The sequence below is a fragment of the Butyricicoccus sp. genome, assembly GCF_977037065.1.
Genome location: NZ_CDRQNY010000001.1, coordinates 26,230 through 42,081, shown reverse-complemented (window position 1 = coordinate 42,081; position 15,852 = coordinate 26,230). Strand labels below are relative to the sequence as shown.

The window sequence follows — 15,852 nt, the reverse complement described above, 5'->3', positions numbered from 1 at the left end:
GCGACTTCCCGCCAAAGATTGGCGCCCATTCCTCAATCTTCAGCGAACAGAAAAAGCAAAAAAAAATCCACTTGCTTTCGCAAGTGGACTAACTGGAGCGGCTGACGAGGCTCGAACTCGCTACCTCCACCTTGGCAAGGTGGCGCTCTACCAGATGAGCTACAGCCGCATATGTGATTTTGAGAAGAAAAGGTGGAGCGGCTGACGAGGCTCGAACTCGCTACCTCCACCTTGGCAAGGTGGCGCTCTACCAGATGAGCTACAGCCGCATATTCCTTTCATCTCGCTTTTGGCTTACCGCCTCAAAGCAAGATTTATTATATCAGGTAATGTACCCTCTGTCAACACTTTTCTTTCTTTTTTCGCAAATTTTTCCGAAATACAGAAAACCGACGGCACACACCGTCGGTTTTCTCTTTCTCTTTTCCTTTTCAGCTTCTCAGTGCACCCAGACCTCTTCGTGCTCGCCGCGGCGCGGACGATTGAGCAGATGCCGAATCGCCTCCTGTGCAGGCATGCCGCCGTACAGCACGGCATACATCGCTTCGGTGATCGGCATGGACACGCCCTGCTGCTGTGCAAGGTGATAGCCTGCCTCGGTCGCGTAATAGCCCTCGACCGTTGCGCCGACCTCCTTCATCGCCTCCTGCGCCGTTGCGCCCTTGCCGATCAGGATACCGGCACGGCGGTTGCGCGAGTGCATAGAGCAGCAGGTTACGATCAGATCGCCCACACCGGACAGACCTGCAAATGTCTCCTGCTTGGCGCCCAGCTTGACGCCCAGACGCGCAATCTCGGTCAGACCGCGGGTCATGAACGCCGCCTTGGAGTTGTCGCCCAGACCCAGACCATCCGAAATACCGGCGCCGAGTGCGATAATATTCTTAAACGCACCGCCCAGCTCACAGCCGATAATGTCGGACGAGGTGTACACGCGGAAGTTGGTGTCGTTCATGAACGCCGCCTGCGTCAGTTCAGCCGCCGCACGGCTCTCCGAAGCGGCTACGATAGCCGTCGGAATGCCGCGTGCAACCTCCTCGGCGTGCGTCGGACCGGTCAGTGCAACGACCGGATTGCTGCCGTTCATCGCGTTCGAGATGGTCTCGGAGAACCGGCAGTAGCCGTGCTTGGAATCCAGACCCTTGCCAACGTTGACGATAACGGTATGCGGCGGCACGATCTTCGCCAGCTGCTCCGCCGTGCTCGCTACCGCGAAGGACGGCACCGCCAGCACGACCAGATCCGCCTTGGCAGCGCCGGACATGTCGGTCGTAATCTCAATACCCTCTGGAATGATAACACCCGGCAGCAGCTTCTCGTTGCAGCGCTCGCGGTGCAGCAGGTCACACTCCTCCTGCAGATAGGTCCACGAGGTTACTTCATGTCCGTTCTGGTGCAGCAGCATCGCCAGTGCGATGCCCCAGCCACCGGTACCCAGTACAAAAACCTTCATGTTACTTCTCCTCTCCGTCAGGCGATGCTTCGATCGTCTTTTTGCTCTTAAAAGAGAATTTATTTTCCGTGCCGCGCAGAATGCGTCCAATATTCGAGCGATGCATAAAAACGACTGCCGCCGCCATGCCGAACGCCATCGCCGTCAGCACCGGATCGCGATAGAACAGCCATGTCGTGATCGGAAAGCTGACCGCGCCGAGGATCGAACCGAGCGAGATCCACTTCGTCAGCACGACCGACAGAACGAACAGCGCGAATGCAATGGCGAACACGCGCCAGTCAAAAAACGCGAGCATAACCGCGCCGACCAGTACGCCTTTACCGCCCTTAAAGCCGAAATACAGCGGGAACATGTGGCCGAGGATAACAAAAATACCCGCTGTCAGCTTGCCGACCGGACCGCCGAGCGCCCAGCCGACCGAAACCGCTGCAGCGCCCTTGGCAATGTCACCGAGCAGAACGAACAGCGTCTTTTTCGCACCCATCGTGCGGTACGCGTTCGTCAGACCGGCGTTGCCGCTGCCGTAGTTGCGGATATCCTTGCCAAGTGTCACCTTGCTGACAATGATCGCAAAGCTGAGCGAGCCGAACAGATACGCGCACACGGCAATGATCGCAAAATGCGTAAGTGTCATGTTGCCCTCTCCTTACTGCGACTTGTCGCTGCGCTCGCGGATGACCATGCGTACCGGCGTACCGGTCAGACCGAACACCTCACGGATCTGGTTTTCCAGATAACGCTGATAGGAGAAATGGAACAGACGCGCGTCATTGCAGAAGCAGACGAATGTCGGCGGGCAGGTGGATGCCTGCGTCATGTAGAAGATACGCAGACGGCGGCCCTTGTCCGTAGGCGGCTGCACGCGTGCGGTTGCCTCTGCGAGAATGGCGTTGAGTCGGCCGGTCGGAATGCGCATATGGTTCTGCTCATATACCTCATGGATGAGCGAGAACAGCTTATCCACACGCTGACCGGTCTGCGCGGAAATGAACAGCACCGGTGCATACGGCATGTATGCCAGACCCTCACGGACACGCAGCGTGTACTCCTTCATGGTGGAGCCGTCCTTCTCGACCAGATCCCACTTGTTGACCACGATGATGCACGCCTTACCGGCGTTGTGCGCCTCTCCGGCCACCTTGGTGTCCTGCTCGGTAACGCCTTCGGTCGCGTCAATCATGATAACGCACACATCGGCGCGCTCTACCGCCAGCAGCGAACGCATAACCGAGAATTTCTCGATCTTCTCGTCCACCTTGCTCTTCTTACGGATACCGGCGGTGTCGATGAACGTAAACTTGCCGTGGGCGTTGTCCACATCGGCGTCTACGCTGTCGCGGGTCGTACCGGCGATATTGGAAACGATAACACGTTCCTCGCCGAGCACGCGGTTGAGCAGACTGGACTTGCCGACGTTCGGCTTGCCGATGAGAGCCACACGAATGCGGTCCGCGTCCTCCTCTTCCTCGTCTGCCGGCGGGAAGTATTCGTAAGCCGCATCCAGCAGCTCACCGACACCATAGCCATGCAGCGCAGAAATACCGTACGGCTCGCCCAAACCGAGGTTGTAGAACTCATAAAACTCCGCCGGAGGATCACCCGGCTTGTCGCACTTGTTGACAGCCAGCACGAGCGGCTTGCCCGAGCGCAGCAGCATGGACGCAACGTCCTGATCGGCGGCAGTAATGCCGGTGCGCAGATCGGTGATCAGGATAATGACATCCGCATGCGAGATCGCGGTCTCTGCCTGAAAGCGCATGAACTGCAGAATCTCGTTATCGTTCGACGGCTCAATGCCGCCGGTGTCGATGACAGTGAAATCACGACCGCGCCAGTCGCTGTCAGCGTACAGACGGTCGCGGGTAACGCCCGGCGTATCCTCAACGATGGAAAGCCGCTTGCCCGCCAAGCGGTTGAACAGCTGCGACTTGCCGACATTCGGACGACCGACGATCGCAACAATAGGCTTTGCCATAAATTCCCCTCCTTTAAGGTCAGTTTAAGACATTTGCAAACAAATTACAAGCAAGAAATTCGTTAAAAGTCGCGCGTCAGCGCGCATTCAATCGAATTTGCTCCGCAAATCCATAAAAAGCCGCAGCATGTATGTGACTTTTTATGCAAGAAAGCAAATCAGTGTGCCGCAAGGACGCGCCGATTTGCGCCCGGGACATATCCGAGCCGTGCTCGGTACGTCCCTTCTCGATGCAAAGGCGAGCCTTTTCATCGAAACCTGAAAAAAAATGGAGAAAGCTATCCGGCCTTCTCCATTTTTCCTGTTCTGTTTTAAGGCTTACGCTTCCTTAACGGACTTAACCTCACGACCGTTGTAATAGCCGCAGGCCTTGCACATTCTGTGCGCCAGCTTCATCTCGCCGCACTTCGGGCACTTAGCCATGCCGGGCAGAGAGAGCTTCCAGTGGGAGTTACGACGCTTGTCGCGGCGTGCCTTAGAAATTTTACCCTTAGGTACTGCCATGTTGGATACACCTCCTACTCTATCGTCTTATTTTTCAATACGAACTCATTCGCCCTTGTCGGAATCGAGCAGGGCGCGCAGCGCGGCAAATCGCGGATCGATCTGCTTTTTATCGCAATCGCAGTCGGTCACATTGCGGTCGGCGCCGCAGTGCGGACAGAGGCCTTTGCAGTCCTCTTTGCACAGATAGGTCATCTGTACCTGCAGGATCAATGCCGGCACCAATACGTCCGCAGGATCCACGCTGTCGCTGGTCAGCACAAAAAGATCGTCCTCTTCCTCCGCCTCGGGGTCATCCGAGAGCATCATGTCAGCCTCGGCTGAGAGCGGAATCTCGAGCGGTTTCAGGCAGCGTGCGCATTCGGTGGAGTAGATCGTTTCGATCGAACCCGCCAGTCTCACAACACCGCTTTCATTGGAAACCACGCCTTTGATGTGGACAGGGCTTTGAAACGGCTTCGCGCCATAGAGCTTTTCGTCCGTCAGGTCGATCGTTTCATCGAACGGAATCGACGCATGTGCAGACGCGTTCAGCTTTTTTAAGTCAATCTTCATGTCAACCTCACATGGTACTAAGATAGTATACTACAAACAATCGGTCTTTGTCAACCAAAAAATCTACAAAACACGGTATTTTTCCGAACTGTCCGCCCGCACTTTTCTTTTTTCGGAAAATGCGGTATACTGGTTTCACCCAAACGGGCAAATTAACGGAAAAGGATACCCTGCCTTGAGAGAATATTATATCACAAAAAACGACAGTGGACAACGTCTGAATAAATTTTTAGAAAAAGCCGTGCCGCTTTTATCCGGCGGCATGATGCACAAATACCTGCGGTTAAAGCGCATTAAGGTCAATAACAAGCGCACCGAAGCTGCCTACAAGCTCACTGAGGGCGATTCCGTACAGCTTTACCTCAACGACGAATACTTTGACGCGCCCAAGGAGGAAGAAACCTTCCGCCGTATTGCCAAGCCGCGCGTGCGCGTTGTGTATGAGGACGAGCACATCCTGCTGGCGGATAAGGCGCCGGGCATGGTCGTTCACGCAGACGAGCACGGCGACACAGATACGCTCATCGCGCACATTCAGGCGTACCTGTTTCAGTCCGGCGCGTGGAATCCGGATGATGCCGCGTCATTTGTACCAGCCCTCTGCAACCGCATCGACCGCAACACCGGCGGCATTGTCATCGCGGCAAAGACCGCTGAAGCGCTGCGCATATTAAATGATAAGATCAAAGACCGCGAGATGGAAAAGCGGTATCTGTGCATCGTGCACGGCAGACCCAAGCCGCCCGAGGGGCTGATCGAGAACTATCTCCGTCGTGATGAAAAGCGCAAGCAGGTCACGCTGCACAGGACCCGCGTGCCGGGTGCCAAAACCGCACGCACGCGCTACCGCACGCTCACGTCGCACGGCAGACTGTCGCTCGTGGAGTGTGAACTGCTGACCGGCCGTACGCACCAGATCCGCGCCCATATGGCGTCCATCGGCTGCCCGCTGCTCGGTGACGGTAAATACGGCACGAACGAACTCAACCGTCCCTACGGCGAGACCGGTCAGGCGCTCTATGCCTATTCTCTCACCTTCCGATTCGCGCAGGACGCGGGAGCCTTGCAGTACCTCAACGGGAAAACCTTTAAGATTAAAGATATTCCGTTCGTGAAGAAGTATTTTCCGAATTTCAAGCCGTGAGTAATGGAAAACGGAGAATGAACACAACGGTTTCATTCCGCCAAAAGAAAACGCTGAGCCACCGCTCAGCGTTTTCCTTTATGCGATTTAGTTATCGTCCTGCAGGGCATCAAAGCCTTCTGCGCCGGTGCGAACCTTTACGACGTTCTCCACATCGTAAACGAAGATCTTGCCGTCACCGATATGACCGGTGTACAGAACCTTCTTGACCGTTTCAACAACGGTTTCAACCGGAACCTTGGATACAACAACCTCCATCTTCATCTTGGGCAGCAGGGTTACGTCAACCTCAGCGCCGCGGTAATACTCCGGCGCGCCCTTCTGTACGCCGCAGCCGACAACATTTGTTACCGTCATGCCGGATACGCCGATGCCTGCCAGTGCTTCCTTGAGCACCTCAAACTTGGACTGCTTTGCGATAATAACGATCTTGCTCAGCTTATGCTCGTGCGAAGCGCCCTCGGTCGTCACCTTGGTCACCGGAACAGCCTTCTCGACCGCTACCGGAATGGTATCCTTGATCTTTGCAGCAGTTTCGCCAGCCTTGGTGCCCAGAACAGTAGGAACGACCGGCATAAAATCTGCGTATGCGGAGGACAGGCCATGCTCAGGCTTATCCAGACCCATGATCTCCTCAGCCTCGCTTACGCGCAGGCCGATGGTGTGCTTGATAACATTGAATACGATGGTCATGGTGATCGCAACCCATGCAATGACTGCGACTACGCCGAGAACCTGAATGCCGAAGAAGTGGAAGCCGCCGCCGTAGAATACGCCGAGAGGCTCAACTTCGGTGCCATTATAGTAAGCGAACAGGCCGGTAAGAATCGTGCCCAGTGCACCGTTGATGCAGTGAACGCCGACAGCGCCAACCGGATCATCGACCTTGAGCTTCTGATCGACAAATTCGATACCGAATACAACGGCAAAGCCTGCGCAGATACCGATGATAACCGAACCGAACGGAGTAACCACATCGCAGCCTGCGGTGATAGCTACCAGACCTGCCAGAGAGCCGTTCAGCGTCATGGAAACATCAGGCTTCTTGTAGCGGATCCAGGTGATGCACATAACGGTAACGGTTGCAACAGCAGCTGCCATGTTGGTGGTTACAAATACACGAGATGCAACCTCAGCACCGCCGCCCGACAGTGCAACGGTAGAGCCGCCGTTGAAACCAAACCAGCAGAACCACAGGATGAAGCAGCCGAGTGCGCCGAGCGTCAGGGAGTGACCCGGAATTGCACGAGCCTTGCCATCCTTGGTGTACTTGCCGATACGGGGACCGAGGATTGCAGCACCGACAAGGGCTGCAACGCCGCCGACCATGTGTACCGCCGTGGAGCCTGCGAAGTCGTGAAAGCCAAGCTCTGTGAGCCAGCCGCCGCCCCAGATCCAGTGACCGGAAACCGGATAGATGACCGCAGAAATAATCATCGAGTAAATGCAGTATGCAGAGAATTTGGTGCGCTCTGCCATCGAACCGGAAACGATGGTCGCGGCAGTCGCACAGAATACGGTCTGGAAGATCAGGGTCGTCCAGTCGTAGCCCTCACCGACAACGCCGTCCGCGAAGAAATCAAAGCCGCCGAAGAACGGGCTTGCCGCACCGAACATGATGCCGAAGCCAAGGATCCAGAAGATCGGCGTGCCGAGCGAGAAGTCCATCAGGTTCTTCATAATGATGTTGCCGGCATTCTTTGCTCTGGTGAAGCCGGTCTCAACCATTGCGAAGCCCGCCTGCATGAAGAATACCAGCGCCGCCGCAACAAGCGTCCAGCCTACGTCCATCGACGCAGCAAGTTCCATGATATCCATTTTTAATGACCCCCTTGGAAATAGAAATGGCGTATATCTCCACCATTCCCGAAGGAACAGCGGAAATACACGCCATTGTGTATAGAAATATATTTTCTAACGAATGTAATTGATGTCTGCTCTATTAAACGTAGAACAGAATGTCGGAGTAGGTCGGGAACGGCCAGAACTTCTTGCCTACCAGACCCTCCAGCTTATCAGCCGGTACGCGAACCGCATCCATTGCGGAGATGACAACATCGTGGTAGTAATGTGCTGCCTTCTGGCTATCATCGGTCGGAACGGCTGCAACAGCCTCGTCGAGTGCTGCGCTCTTGGTGTACAGCTCCTCGGTCAGCTCGGAAACCTTGCCCAGCAGACCGGCCTCCATGCCGCCGGTAACGCCTGCTGCCTTCTTGGCATTGACGGTGCCTGCCAGCTCGTTCTCAAATGCGATGCACGCCGGAGTGATCTCCTCGCGTACCATATCGCTCATGGTCATAGCCTCGATGTGCAGGATCTTGTTGTACTCCTCAAGCTGGGTCTCCATACGGGAATGGATCTCCTCGGCGGTGTAAACGTTGTGCTTTGCGAACAGGTCGAGGTTCTTCTGGTCAACGTAATGCGGGAATGCGTCCGCTGCACTCTTGAAGTTGAGCAGACCGCGCTTCTCCGCCTCTTCTACCCAGGAATCATCGTAGCCGTTGCCGTTGAAGATGATGCGCTTGTGCGCCTTGATCTCGCGCTTTACGAGTGCCATCAGCGCCTTCTCGAAGTCCTCGGCGCCCTCCAGCTCGTCAGCGAACTGGCGGAGCTCCTCAGCGACTGCGGTGTTCAGCATAACGTTTGCGCACGCGATGTTGACCGCAGAGCCCAGCGAACGGAACTCGAACTTGTTGCCGGTGAAGGCGAACGGAGAGGTACGGTTGCGGTCGGTGGTGTCCTTCGGGATAGCCGGCAGAACCGCAGCGCCCAGATCCATCTTGGTCTTGTAAACGTCGGTGTAGTCCTCGCCGGACTCGATAGAATCCAGAATAGCCTGCAGCTCGTCGCCGATGAACATGGAGATGATCGCCGGAGGCGCCTCGTTCGCGCCCAGACGGTGATCGTTGCCTGCGGAAGCAACCGAAATACGGAGCAGATCCTGATATTCGTCAACCGCCTTGATAACGGCGGTCAGAAACAGGATGAACTGGCTGTTTTCGCTCGGGTTCTTGCCCGGCTCGAGCAGGTTCTCGCCTGCATCGGTGGAAATCGACCAGTTGTTGTGCTTGCCGGAGCCGTTTACGCCTTCAAACGGCTTCTCATGCAGCAGGCAGGTGAAGCCGTGCTTCTGTGCAACCGTACGCATAACCTCCATGGTCAGCTGATTGTGGTCAGTAGCGATGTTGGTGGTGGAGAAAATCGGCGCCATCTCGTGCTGGCACGGTGCAACCTCGTTGTGCTTGGTCTTGGAGAGGATGCCCAGCTTCCACAGCTCCTCGTCGAGCTCCTGCATGAAAGCAGCTACACGCGGACGGAGTGCGCCAAAGTAGTGATCGTCCATCTCCTGACCCTTCGGGGGCATTGCGCCGAACAGGGTGCGGCCGGTAAAGATCAGGTCCTTGCGCTTTGCGTAGTCCTCGCGGTCGATCAGGAAATATTCCTGCTCCGGGCCTACGGTGGTGGTAACGCGCTTTACATCCTTGCCGAACAGCTTGAGGATGCGGCACGCCTGTGTGCTGATGGCGTCCATCGAGCGCAGCAGCGGCGTTTTCTTATCGAGGATCTGACCGGTGTAGGAGCAGAATGCGGTCGGAATGTAAAGGGAACCATCCTTTACAAATGCGTAGCTGGTCGGGTCCCATGCGGTGTAGCCGCGTGCCTCGAAGGTTGCGCGCAGACCGCCGGACGGGAAGGACGATGCGTCCGGTTCGCCCTTGATCAGCTCCTTGCCGGAGAACTCCATCATCACATGACCGTCGTCGGTCGGCGTGATGAACGAGTCGTGCTTCTCGGCGGTGATGCCGGTCATCGGCTGGAACCAGTGCGTGTAATGGGTTGCACCCTTGCTGATCGCCCAGTCCTTCATTGCCGTTGCAACAACAGCAGCAACATCGGCGTCGATCGCGGTGCCCTCGCGCATGGTCTTCTTCAGCTTCTTGTAAACGTCCTTGGGAAGACGTTCTTTCATCACAGTGTCGTTAAACACCATGCTGCCGAACAGCTCGGGAACATTCGTAATGCTCATGAATGGTTCGCTCCTTACATATGTTAATTTTAATAGCAAACAAACTGAATAAAACAAATCAGGCGCTGCGGGTCGTGTGCCCACAGCGCCTTTGCTGTTTACACTTTGCATTATAGCCGTCCTGCCTTGCTTTGTCAAGGGAGATTATGGTGTTTTTTTCATTTTCGGAAGATTTGCTACAACATACTTAATTTTCACTTGTCCGCACCGTCACTTCCTGTGCAAAATGCGAAAATTCACTTTTTTATGTTCTTTGCGCTTGACGATTCCCGGTTTTCTGCTATAGAATATTAAGCGAACAAAGGTGTTCGCCATAGCTGAGGATTTAAGGCTTTTGATCCTCTGCTGCGGCGAGCACCTTTTTATTTTGTTAAGCAGCCGGTACATATCGCCTTCCATCTGAAAGCACCCGCCGAAGCCTGCTTCTCTGAATCCGTAATTTCAGCGCAATATATAAGGAGGAAGCACCATGTTACAAAAAGAAGGGCAAGTCCGCATCCCCGCAGGCTGCGCGATCTCCGGTATCTTCCATAAGGACGGCACCCGTGAGAACGGCACCCGCATTATTGACTCCATCCGCACCATGCACGATCGTTCCAACGGCCTGGGCGGCGGCTTCGCCGGCTACGGCATCTACCCCGAATACGCCGATTACTATGCGTTCCATGTATTCTATGATACGCAGGCGGCTAAGGAAGAGTGCGAGCGCGAGATCGAGCGTCACTTTGATATTGTAAACCTGTCCAAGATCCCGACCCGACGTCATCCGCGCATCACGGATGCCCCGATGATCTGGCGCTACTTCGTTACGCCCCTGCCGACCAAGCTGGCAGCCAGCCAGCTCGAGGAGCGTGAGTTCACCTCCCGCTTTGTCATCCGCATCAATCACACGCTGAACGGCGCTTACATCTTCTCCTCCGGCAAGAACATGGGCGTTTTCAAGGCAAACGGCTTCCCCGAGGACGTCGGCGAGTACTACATGCTGGAAAACTACGAGGCCTACTCCTGGACCTGCCATGGCCGTTATCCGACCAACACACCGGGCTGGTGGGGCGGCGCGCACCCGTTTGCACTGCTCGACACCACGGTCGTTCACAACGGCGAGATTTCCTCTTATGATGCAAACCGCCGCTTCATTGAGATGTTCGGCTACTCCTGCGACCTGCTGACCGACACCGAGGTCATCACCTACATTATTGATTACCTTGGCCGCAAGCTGGGCCTGACGTACAGCGAGATTGCAAATGTCATTGCGGCTCCGTTCTGGTCCACTATTGAAAAGCAGGAGCCGAAGGAGCGCGAGCGTCTCACCTATCTGCGCAATGCCTTCGCTTCCCTGATGGTTACCGGTCCGTTCTCCATTCTGGTCGGCTACACTGGCGGCCTGATGGCGCTCAACGACCGACTCAAGCTGCGCAGCATGGTTGTCGGCGAAAAGGACGACACCGTATACATCGCCTCCGAGGAATGCGCGATCCGCGTCATCCAGCCTGAGCTGGATAAGCTGTGGGCGCCCAAGGGCGGCGAGCCGGTCATCGTTAATCTGAAGAACGGAGGGAACCAGTAATGGCTATCGATTTCTTATATCCGCAGTATGAGGTCGTCCGCAACAACGACCGCTGCATCAACTGCCGCGCCTGCGAGCGTCAGTGCGCGAACGAAGTACACTTTTGGGACGCCGACAACAACCGCATGCAGGCGGACGAGTCCAAGTGCGTAGCCTGCCACCGCTGCGTAGCGCTGTGCCCGACCCGTGCCCTTAAAATCGTAAAGACCGACCACACGTTCCGTGAGAACGCCAACTGGACCGGCAAGGCGATCTCCGAGGTTTACCGTCAGGCAGGCTCGGGCGGCGTGCTGCTGTCCTCGATGGGCAACCCGGACCCGCACCCCATCTACTGGGATAAAATTCTCATCAACGCTTCGCAGGTTACCAATCCGTCCATCGACCCGCTGCGCGAGCCGATGGAGACCAAGACCTTCCTCGGCAAAAAGCCGGGCAAGATTGAGCGTGACGAGAACGGCAATCTGGTTCCCAATCTGGCGCCGCAGCTGGAGCTCAACCTGCCGATCATGTTCTCCGCAATGAGCTACGGCTCGATCTCCTACAACGCACATGCCGCACTCGCACGCGCTGCAAGCGCGCTCGGCACCTATTATAATACCGGTGAGGGCGGTCTGCATCAGGACTTCTACCAGTACGGCCCGCACACCATCGTGCAGGTTGCATCCGGCCGTTTCGGCGTACATAAGGATTACCTTGAAGCCGGTGCTGCCATCGAGATCAAGATGGGTCAGGGCGCAAAGCCGGGTATCGGCGGCCATCTGCCCGGACTCAAGGTCGGCCCGGATATCTCCAAGACCCGTATGATCCCGGAGGGCACGGACGCAATCTCTCCGGCGCCGCATCATGATATCTACTCCATCGAGGATCTGCGTCAGCTGGTTTACTCGCTGAAGGAGGCTACCGAATATAAGAAGCCGGTTATGGTCAAGATTGCAGCCGTAAATAATGTAGCAGCAGTCGCTTCCGGCGTGGCCCGCTCGGGTGCAGACATCATCTGTATCGACGGCTACCGCGGCGGCACCGGCGCGGCTCCGACCCGCATCCGCGACAACGTTGGCATCCCGATTGAGCTGGCGCTCGCCGCTGTCGATCAGCGCCTGCGCGATGAGGGCATCCGTGATGAGGTTTCGGTCGTTGTCGGCGGCTCCATCCGCAACTCCGCCGATCTGCTAAAGGCCATCGCGCTCGGCGCGGACGCATGCTACATCGGCACCGCGGCTCTGCTGGCAATGGGCTGCCACCTGTGCCGCACCTGCCAGACCGGCAAGTGCAACTGGGGCATTGCAACCCAGCGTCCGGAGCTGGTCAAGCGCCTGAATCCGGATATCGGCTCCCAACGTCTCATCAACCTGCTCACTGCATGGGATCACGAGCTCAAGGAAATGATGGGCGGCATGGGCATCAACTCCATCGAGGCACTGCGCGGCAACCGTCTTATGCTGCGCGGCATCGGTCTGACCGACCGTGAGCTGAACATCCTCGGCATCAAGCACGCAGGCGAATAAGCACAGGAGGTGCGCGAAAATGACAACTGTACAGGCAGGACTTACCTATTATAAACAAGTAAACGAGCAAATCCGCGCAGCGCAGGACAGCGAGATCACGGTTGAGAACGTGATCGGCCAGCGCTACATCGGCTGCGGCTCCACCGACCGCAAGATCAACGTGCACGGCACGGCAGGCAACGGTCTCGGCCAGTATCTGAACGGCTCCACCATCGAGGTCTTCGGCAATGCGCAGGAAGCCGTCGGCGACACCATGAACGCCGGTGAGATCGTTGTGCACGGCAGCGTCGGCGATGCCTGCGGCTACGCGATGCGCGGCGGCAAGATCTATATCAAGGGCGACTGCGGCTACCGCGCCGGTATCCACATGAAGGCCTACCAGCAGCACTTTCCTGTTATGGTAGTCGGCGGCAAGGCGGGCTCGTTTCTCGGCGAGTATCTCGCCGGCGGACTTATCCTTGTGCTCGGCATCGGTCAGAACGGCGCGTATCCGGTCAACAATTTCTGCGGAACCGGTATGCACGGCGGCAAAATTGTGTTAAGATGTGATAAAGCACCGACCGATCTGCCGCGTCAGGTCCTCGTGAGCGAGGTCTCCGAGGACGATATGACCGAATTTGCACCTTATATTAAGGAATACGCGCAGCTGTTCGGCGCAGACGCGGAGAATCTGCTTTCGCAGAAGTATTTCGTCCTCACGCCGAACCCGGAGGCAGGGTATAAGCAGCTTTATACCTTTGAGGCTTGATTTTGCTCTCAGAGTGAAAAACTCCTGCAAGGCAGGAGTTGGAAATGAGGAGATGGGAGTTACCTGATAGGTGTAACTCGCAGGTGCCGTCCGTAACAACACGCAAACGAATTGTGCGACACTGTTCTGTCGCACCTGCGTTGATTTAACCGTATGTGTAGCAGAACGGTATCTGACACTGTGTATGGGTTTCGACAGGGGAGTACACTGTGCTCCCCTGCGGTAGAAAAAATCCTCTGCCGTTCCCCTTTTCGGAGCGGTCGCCGCTCTCTGATTTTCGCCAGACTATGAAATAAAGGAAACTGGAGTCCCAAGAGGATAGAAACCTTGGTGTCTATCCTTTTGGTGCCCCAGCCAAGGTTTGGCACCCATTCCGCATTCTTTAGCAAAAAATTTATTCCTCAAGATACATTATGAAAAGGAGGCTTGCCCTATGGACACCACCATGAGCGAAGTCGTACAATTTATTCAGGAGAACGACGTAAAGTTCATTCGTCTTGCGTTTTGCGATATTTTCGGCAACCAGAAGAACATCGCCATCATGCCGACCGAGCTGGAACGCGCCTTCGAGCAGGGCATCCACTTCAACGCGGCGGCGCTGCGCGGCTTTCTCAATGTGGAAGCGTCTGATCTGCTGCTGTTTCCCGATCCGGCAACGCTTTCCGTTCTGCCGTGGCGGCCGGCTCAGGGCCGTGTAGTGCGCTTTTACTGCGACATTCGCTATCCGAACGGCACGCCGTTCGAGGGCGACGGCCGTCATTTGCTGCGTGAGGCCAACCGCCGTGCGCGCCGCGCAGGCTACTCGCTGACCATGGGCACGGCAAGCGAGTTTTACCTGTTCGAGCTGGATGAAAACGGCCATCCAACCACCATTCCGCACGATCACGGCGAGTATTTTGACGTAGCGCCGCTCGACAAGGCGGAAAACGTGCGCCGTCAGATCTGTCTGACGCTTGAGGAGATGAACATCCAGCCGGAGTCCTCGCACCACGAGCAGGGTCCCGGCCAGAACGAGGTTGACTTCCGCTACGCCGAAGCCCTTGAAGCGGCCGACAATTTCGTCACCTTCAAGTGGGTCGTCAAGTCCATGGCGTCCTCAAGCGGCCTGTTTGCGTCCTTCCTGCCCAAGCCGCTCCCGCATGCGCCGGGCAGTGGACTGCATCTGTCTGTTTCGATAAACAAAAACGGCAAGAATCTGTTCCAGCCCTCGTTTGAAGAATCTGCCGAGGGCCAGAGCTTTGTGGCGGGCATTCTGCAGCGTGCTGCCGAGATGACCATCTTCTGCAATCCGCTTACCAACTCGTTCCAGCGTCTGGGCGAGTTTGAAGCGCCCAAGTACATCACCTGGTCGCATCAGAACAGCCGTCCGCTCATCACCGTGCCGCTCTCCGAGGACAGCACGGCGCACCGCTTTAAGCTGCGTGCGTTCGACGGCTGCATCAACCCGTACATCGTATTTGCGCTGCTCATCCACGCCGGTCTGGACGGCATCGAGCAGGGACTGCCCCTGCCGCCCGCCTGCGACGAAAACCTGTTCACCGCTTCCAATGAAGTGCGTGCCAGGTACGAAGCACTGCCCGGCGCCCTGTGCGACGCGATCCGCATCGCCAAGGACAGCGACTTTATCACCAAGTACCTGCCCGAAAAGGCACGCACGGCCTTTTTCGCCGCCAAGCAGGCCGAGCACGACCGCATCGTACTTGCCGACGACCGCACGGCTGCCGAACGCTCCCTCTATTTTGAACGCTACTAATCCCACATAATATCGTTTGAAAGGAGGAGCACACCGCATGGAACGCATTCTTCTCGTTTCTGCAACCGAAAAATCCCGCACCATGCTTTCTCAGTTTTTAACGTCCTGCGGCGTACAGGCTCAGCTTGCACCTGCTTCCTCCGGTGCGGAGGCTCGGCGCATGCTGGTAGACGGCTCGTTTGATCTAATCCTCGTTAACACGCCGCTGCCCGATGAATTCGGGCATGATATGGCGCAGCAGGCTGCAAATGATACGCTTTCCGGCGTGATCCTGCTCGCTAAGGCCGAGATTGCGGACAGTGTTGCCGAAAAGGTCGAGGACGACGGCGTGTTCGTCGTACCCAAGCCACTCTCGCGCGTGCTGTTCATGCAGGCGCTCCGCATGACGCGCGCCGCACGCAGCCGTCTGACCGGCCTGCAGAGCGAAAACCGCCGTCTGCAAAAGCGCATTGAGGATATCCGTCAGGTGGACCGCGCCAAGTGTCTGCTCATCGAGTGCTGCGGCATGACCGAGCCGGAGGCGCATTCCTACATCGAGCAGCAGGCTATGAACCAGCGCCGCTCCAAGCGAGACATCGCCGAGGACATCATCGGTGGAAAAACGCCGTGATTTGTGCG

General features: G+C 56.5%; 13 protein-coding genes and 2 tRNA genes. 6 read left to right on the top strand and 9 right to left on the bottom strand.

All coding sequences use genetic code 11. The annotated features are described in order from the left end of the window. Positions 1-93: 93 nt before the first annotated feature. From ACWVX6_RS00200 to ACWVX6_RS00170, 7 genes are all read right to left on the bottom strand, one after another. Positions 94-169 (bottom strand) — tRNA-Gly (locus ACWVX6_RS00200). Positions 170-193: 24 nt separating this feature from the next. Next, positions 194-269, bottom strand: a tRNA-Gly gene (locus tag ACWVX6_RS00195). A 170-nt stretch (positions 270-439) separates the two neighbouring features. Then, on the bottom strand, positions 440-1,453 hold the full coding sequence (locus tag ACWVX6_RS00190) for an NAD(P)H-dependent glycerol-3-phosphate dehydrogenase (RefSeq protein WP_455152020.1): 1,014 nt from the start codon (positions 1,451-1,453) through the stop codon (positions 440-442). Between the two features lies 1 nt (position 1,454). Then, a complete protein-coding gene (gene plsY / locus ACWVX6_RS00185; RefSeq protein WP_455152019.1) occupies positions 1,455-2,090 on the bottom strand; it encodes a glycerol-3-phosphate 1-O-acyltransferase PlsY in 636 nt (211 codons plus the stop codon). Positions 2,091-2,102: 12 nt separating this feature from the next. Beyond that, positions 2,103-3,431 (bottom strand): ribosome biogenesis GTPase Der, encoded by a 1,329-nt coding sequence (gene der / locus ACWVX6_RS00180; protein ID WP_118284961.1) that lies wholly within the window; start codon positions 3,429-3,431, stop codon positions 2,103-2,105. Between the two features lie 318 nt (positions 3,432-3,749). Beyond that, positions 3,750-3,935: a 50S ribosomal protein L32 gene (gene rpmF, locus ACWVX6_RS00175; RefSeq protein WP_110436149.1), complete on the bottom strand. Its 186-nt coding sequence runs from the start codon at positions 3,933-3,935 to the stop codon at positions 3,750-3,752. Between the two features lie 45 nt (positions 3,936-3,980). Continuing rightward, positions 3,981-4,490 carry a YceD family protein gene (locus ACWVX6_RS00170; RefSeq protein ID WP_117751772.1) on the bottom strand — a complete coding sequence of 170 codons (510 nt, stop codon included), beginning with the start codon at positions 4,488-4,490 and terminating at the stop codon, positions 3,981-3,983. Between the two features lie 175 nt (positions 4,491-4,665). On the opposite strand from ACWVX6_RS00170, the gene ACWVX6_RS00165 reads away from it, so the two are divergent. Then, positions 4,666-5,634 carry an RluA family pseudouridine synthase gene (locus tag ACWVX6_RS00165; RefSeq protein WP_455152018.1) on the top strand — a complete coding sequence of 323 codons (969 nt, stop codon included), beginning with the start codon at positions 4,666-4,668 and terminating at the stop codon, positions 5,632-5,634. Positions 5,635-5,721: 87 nt separating this feature from the next. On the opposite strand, the gene ACWVX6_RS00160 is transcribed toward ACWVX6_RS00165, so the two are convergent. Together ACWVX6_RS00160 and ACWVX6_RS00155 are read right to left on the bottom strand one after the other, a co-directional pair. After that, positions 5,722-7,452, bottom strand: a complete 1,731-nt coding sequence (locus ACWVX6_RS00160) for an ammonium transporter (RefSeq protein WP_455152017.1) — start codon at positions 7,450-7,452, stop codon at positions 5,722-5,724. A 124-nt stretch (positions 7,453-7,576) separates the two neighbouring features. Beyond that, positions 7,577-9,655 (bottom strand): glutamine synthetase III family protein, encoded by a 2,079-nt coding sequence (locus ACWVX6_RS00155; protein ID WP_455152090.1) that lies wholly within the window; start codon positions 9,653-9,655, stop codon positions 7,577-7,579. Between the two features lie 475 nt (positions 9,656-10,130). Between ACWVX6_RS00155 and ACWVX6_RS00150 the strand changes: the two genes are divergently transcribed. The 5 genes from ACWVX6_RS00150 to ACWVX6_RS00130 all read left to right on the top strand — a co-directional run bounded on the left by ACWVX6_RS00150 (position 10,131) and on the right by ACWVX6_RS00130 (position 15,844). After that, positions 10,131-11,228 (top strand): class II glutamine amidotransferase, encoded by a 1,098-nt coding sequence (locus ACWVX6_RS00150; protein WP_110436145.1) that lies wholly within the window; start codon positions 10,131-10,133, stop codon positions 11,226-11,228. Beyond that, positions 11,228-12,733 carry a glutamate synthase-related protein gene (locus tag ACWVX6_RS00145; RefSeq protein WP_110436144.1) on the top strand — a complete coding sequence of 502 codons (1,506 nt, stop codon included), beginning with the start codon at positions 11,228-11,230 and terminating at the stop codon, positions 12,731-12,733. The genes ACWVX6_RS00150 and ACWVX6_RS00145 overlap by 1 nt, the downstream gene beginning before the upstream one ends. 19 nt (positions 12,734-12,752) lie before the next feature. Then, complete coding sequence (locus tag ACWVX6_RS00140; protein ID WP_455152016.1) at positions 12,753-13,481, top strand: GltB/FmdC/FwdC-like GXGXG domain-containing protein; 729 nt, start codon at positions 12,753-12,755, stop codon at positions 13,479-13,481. A gap of 433 nt (positions 13,482-13,914) precedes the next feature. After that, a complete protein-coding gene (locus tag ACWVX6_RS00135; protein WP_455152015.1) occupies positions 13,915-15,234 on the top strand; it encodes a glutamine synthetase family protein in 1,320 nt (439 codons plus the stop codon). Between the two features lie 37 nt (positions 15,235-15,271). Then, positions 15,272-15,844: an ANTAR domain-containing response regulator gene (locus ACWVX6_RS00130; protein WP_118761291.1), complete on the top strand. Its 573-nt coding sequence runs from the start codon at positions 15,272-15,274 to the stop codon at positions 15,842-15,844. The last annotated feature ends 8 nt before the right edge of the window (positions 15,845-15,852 follow it).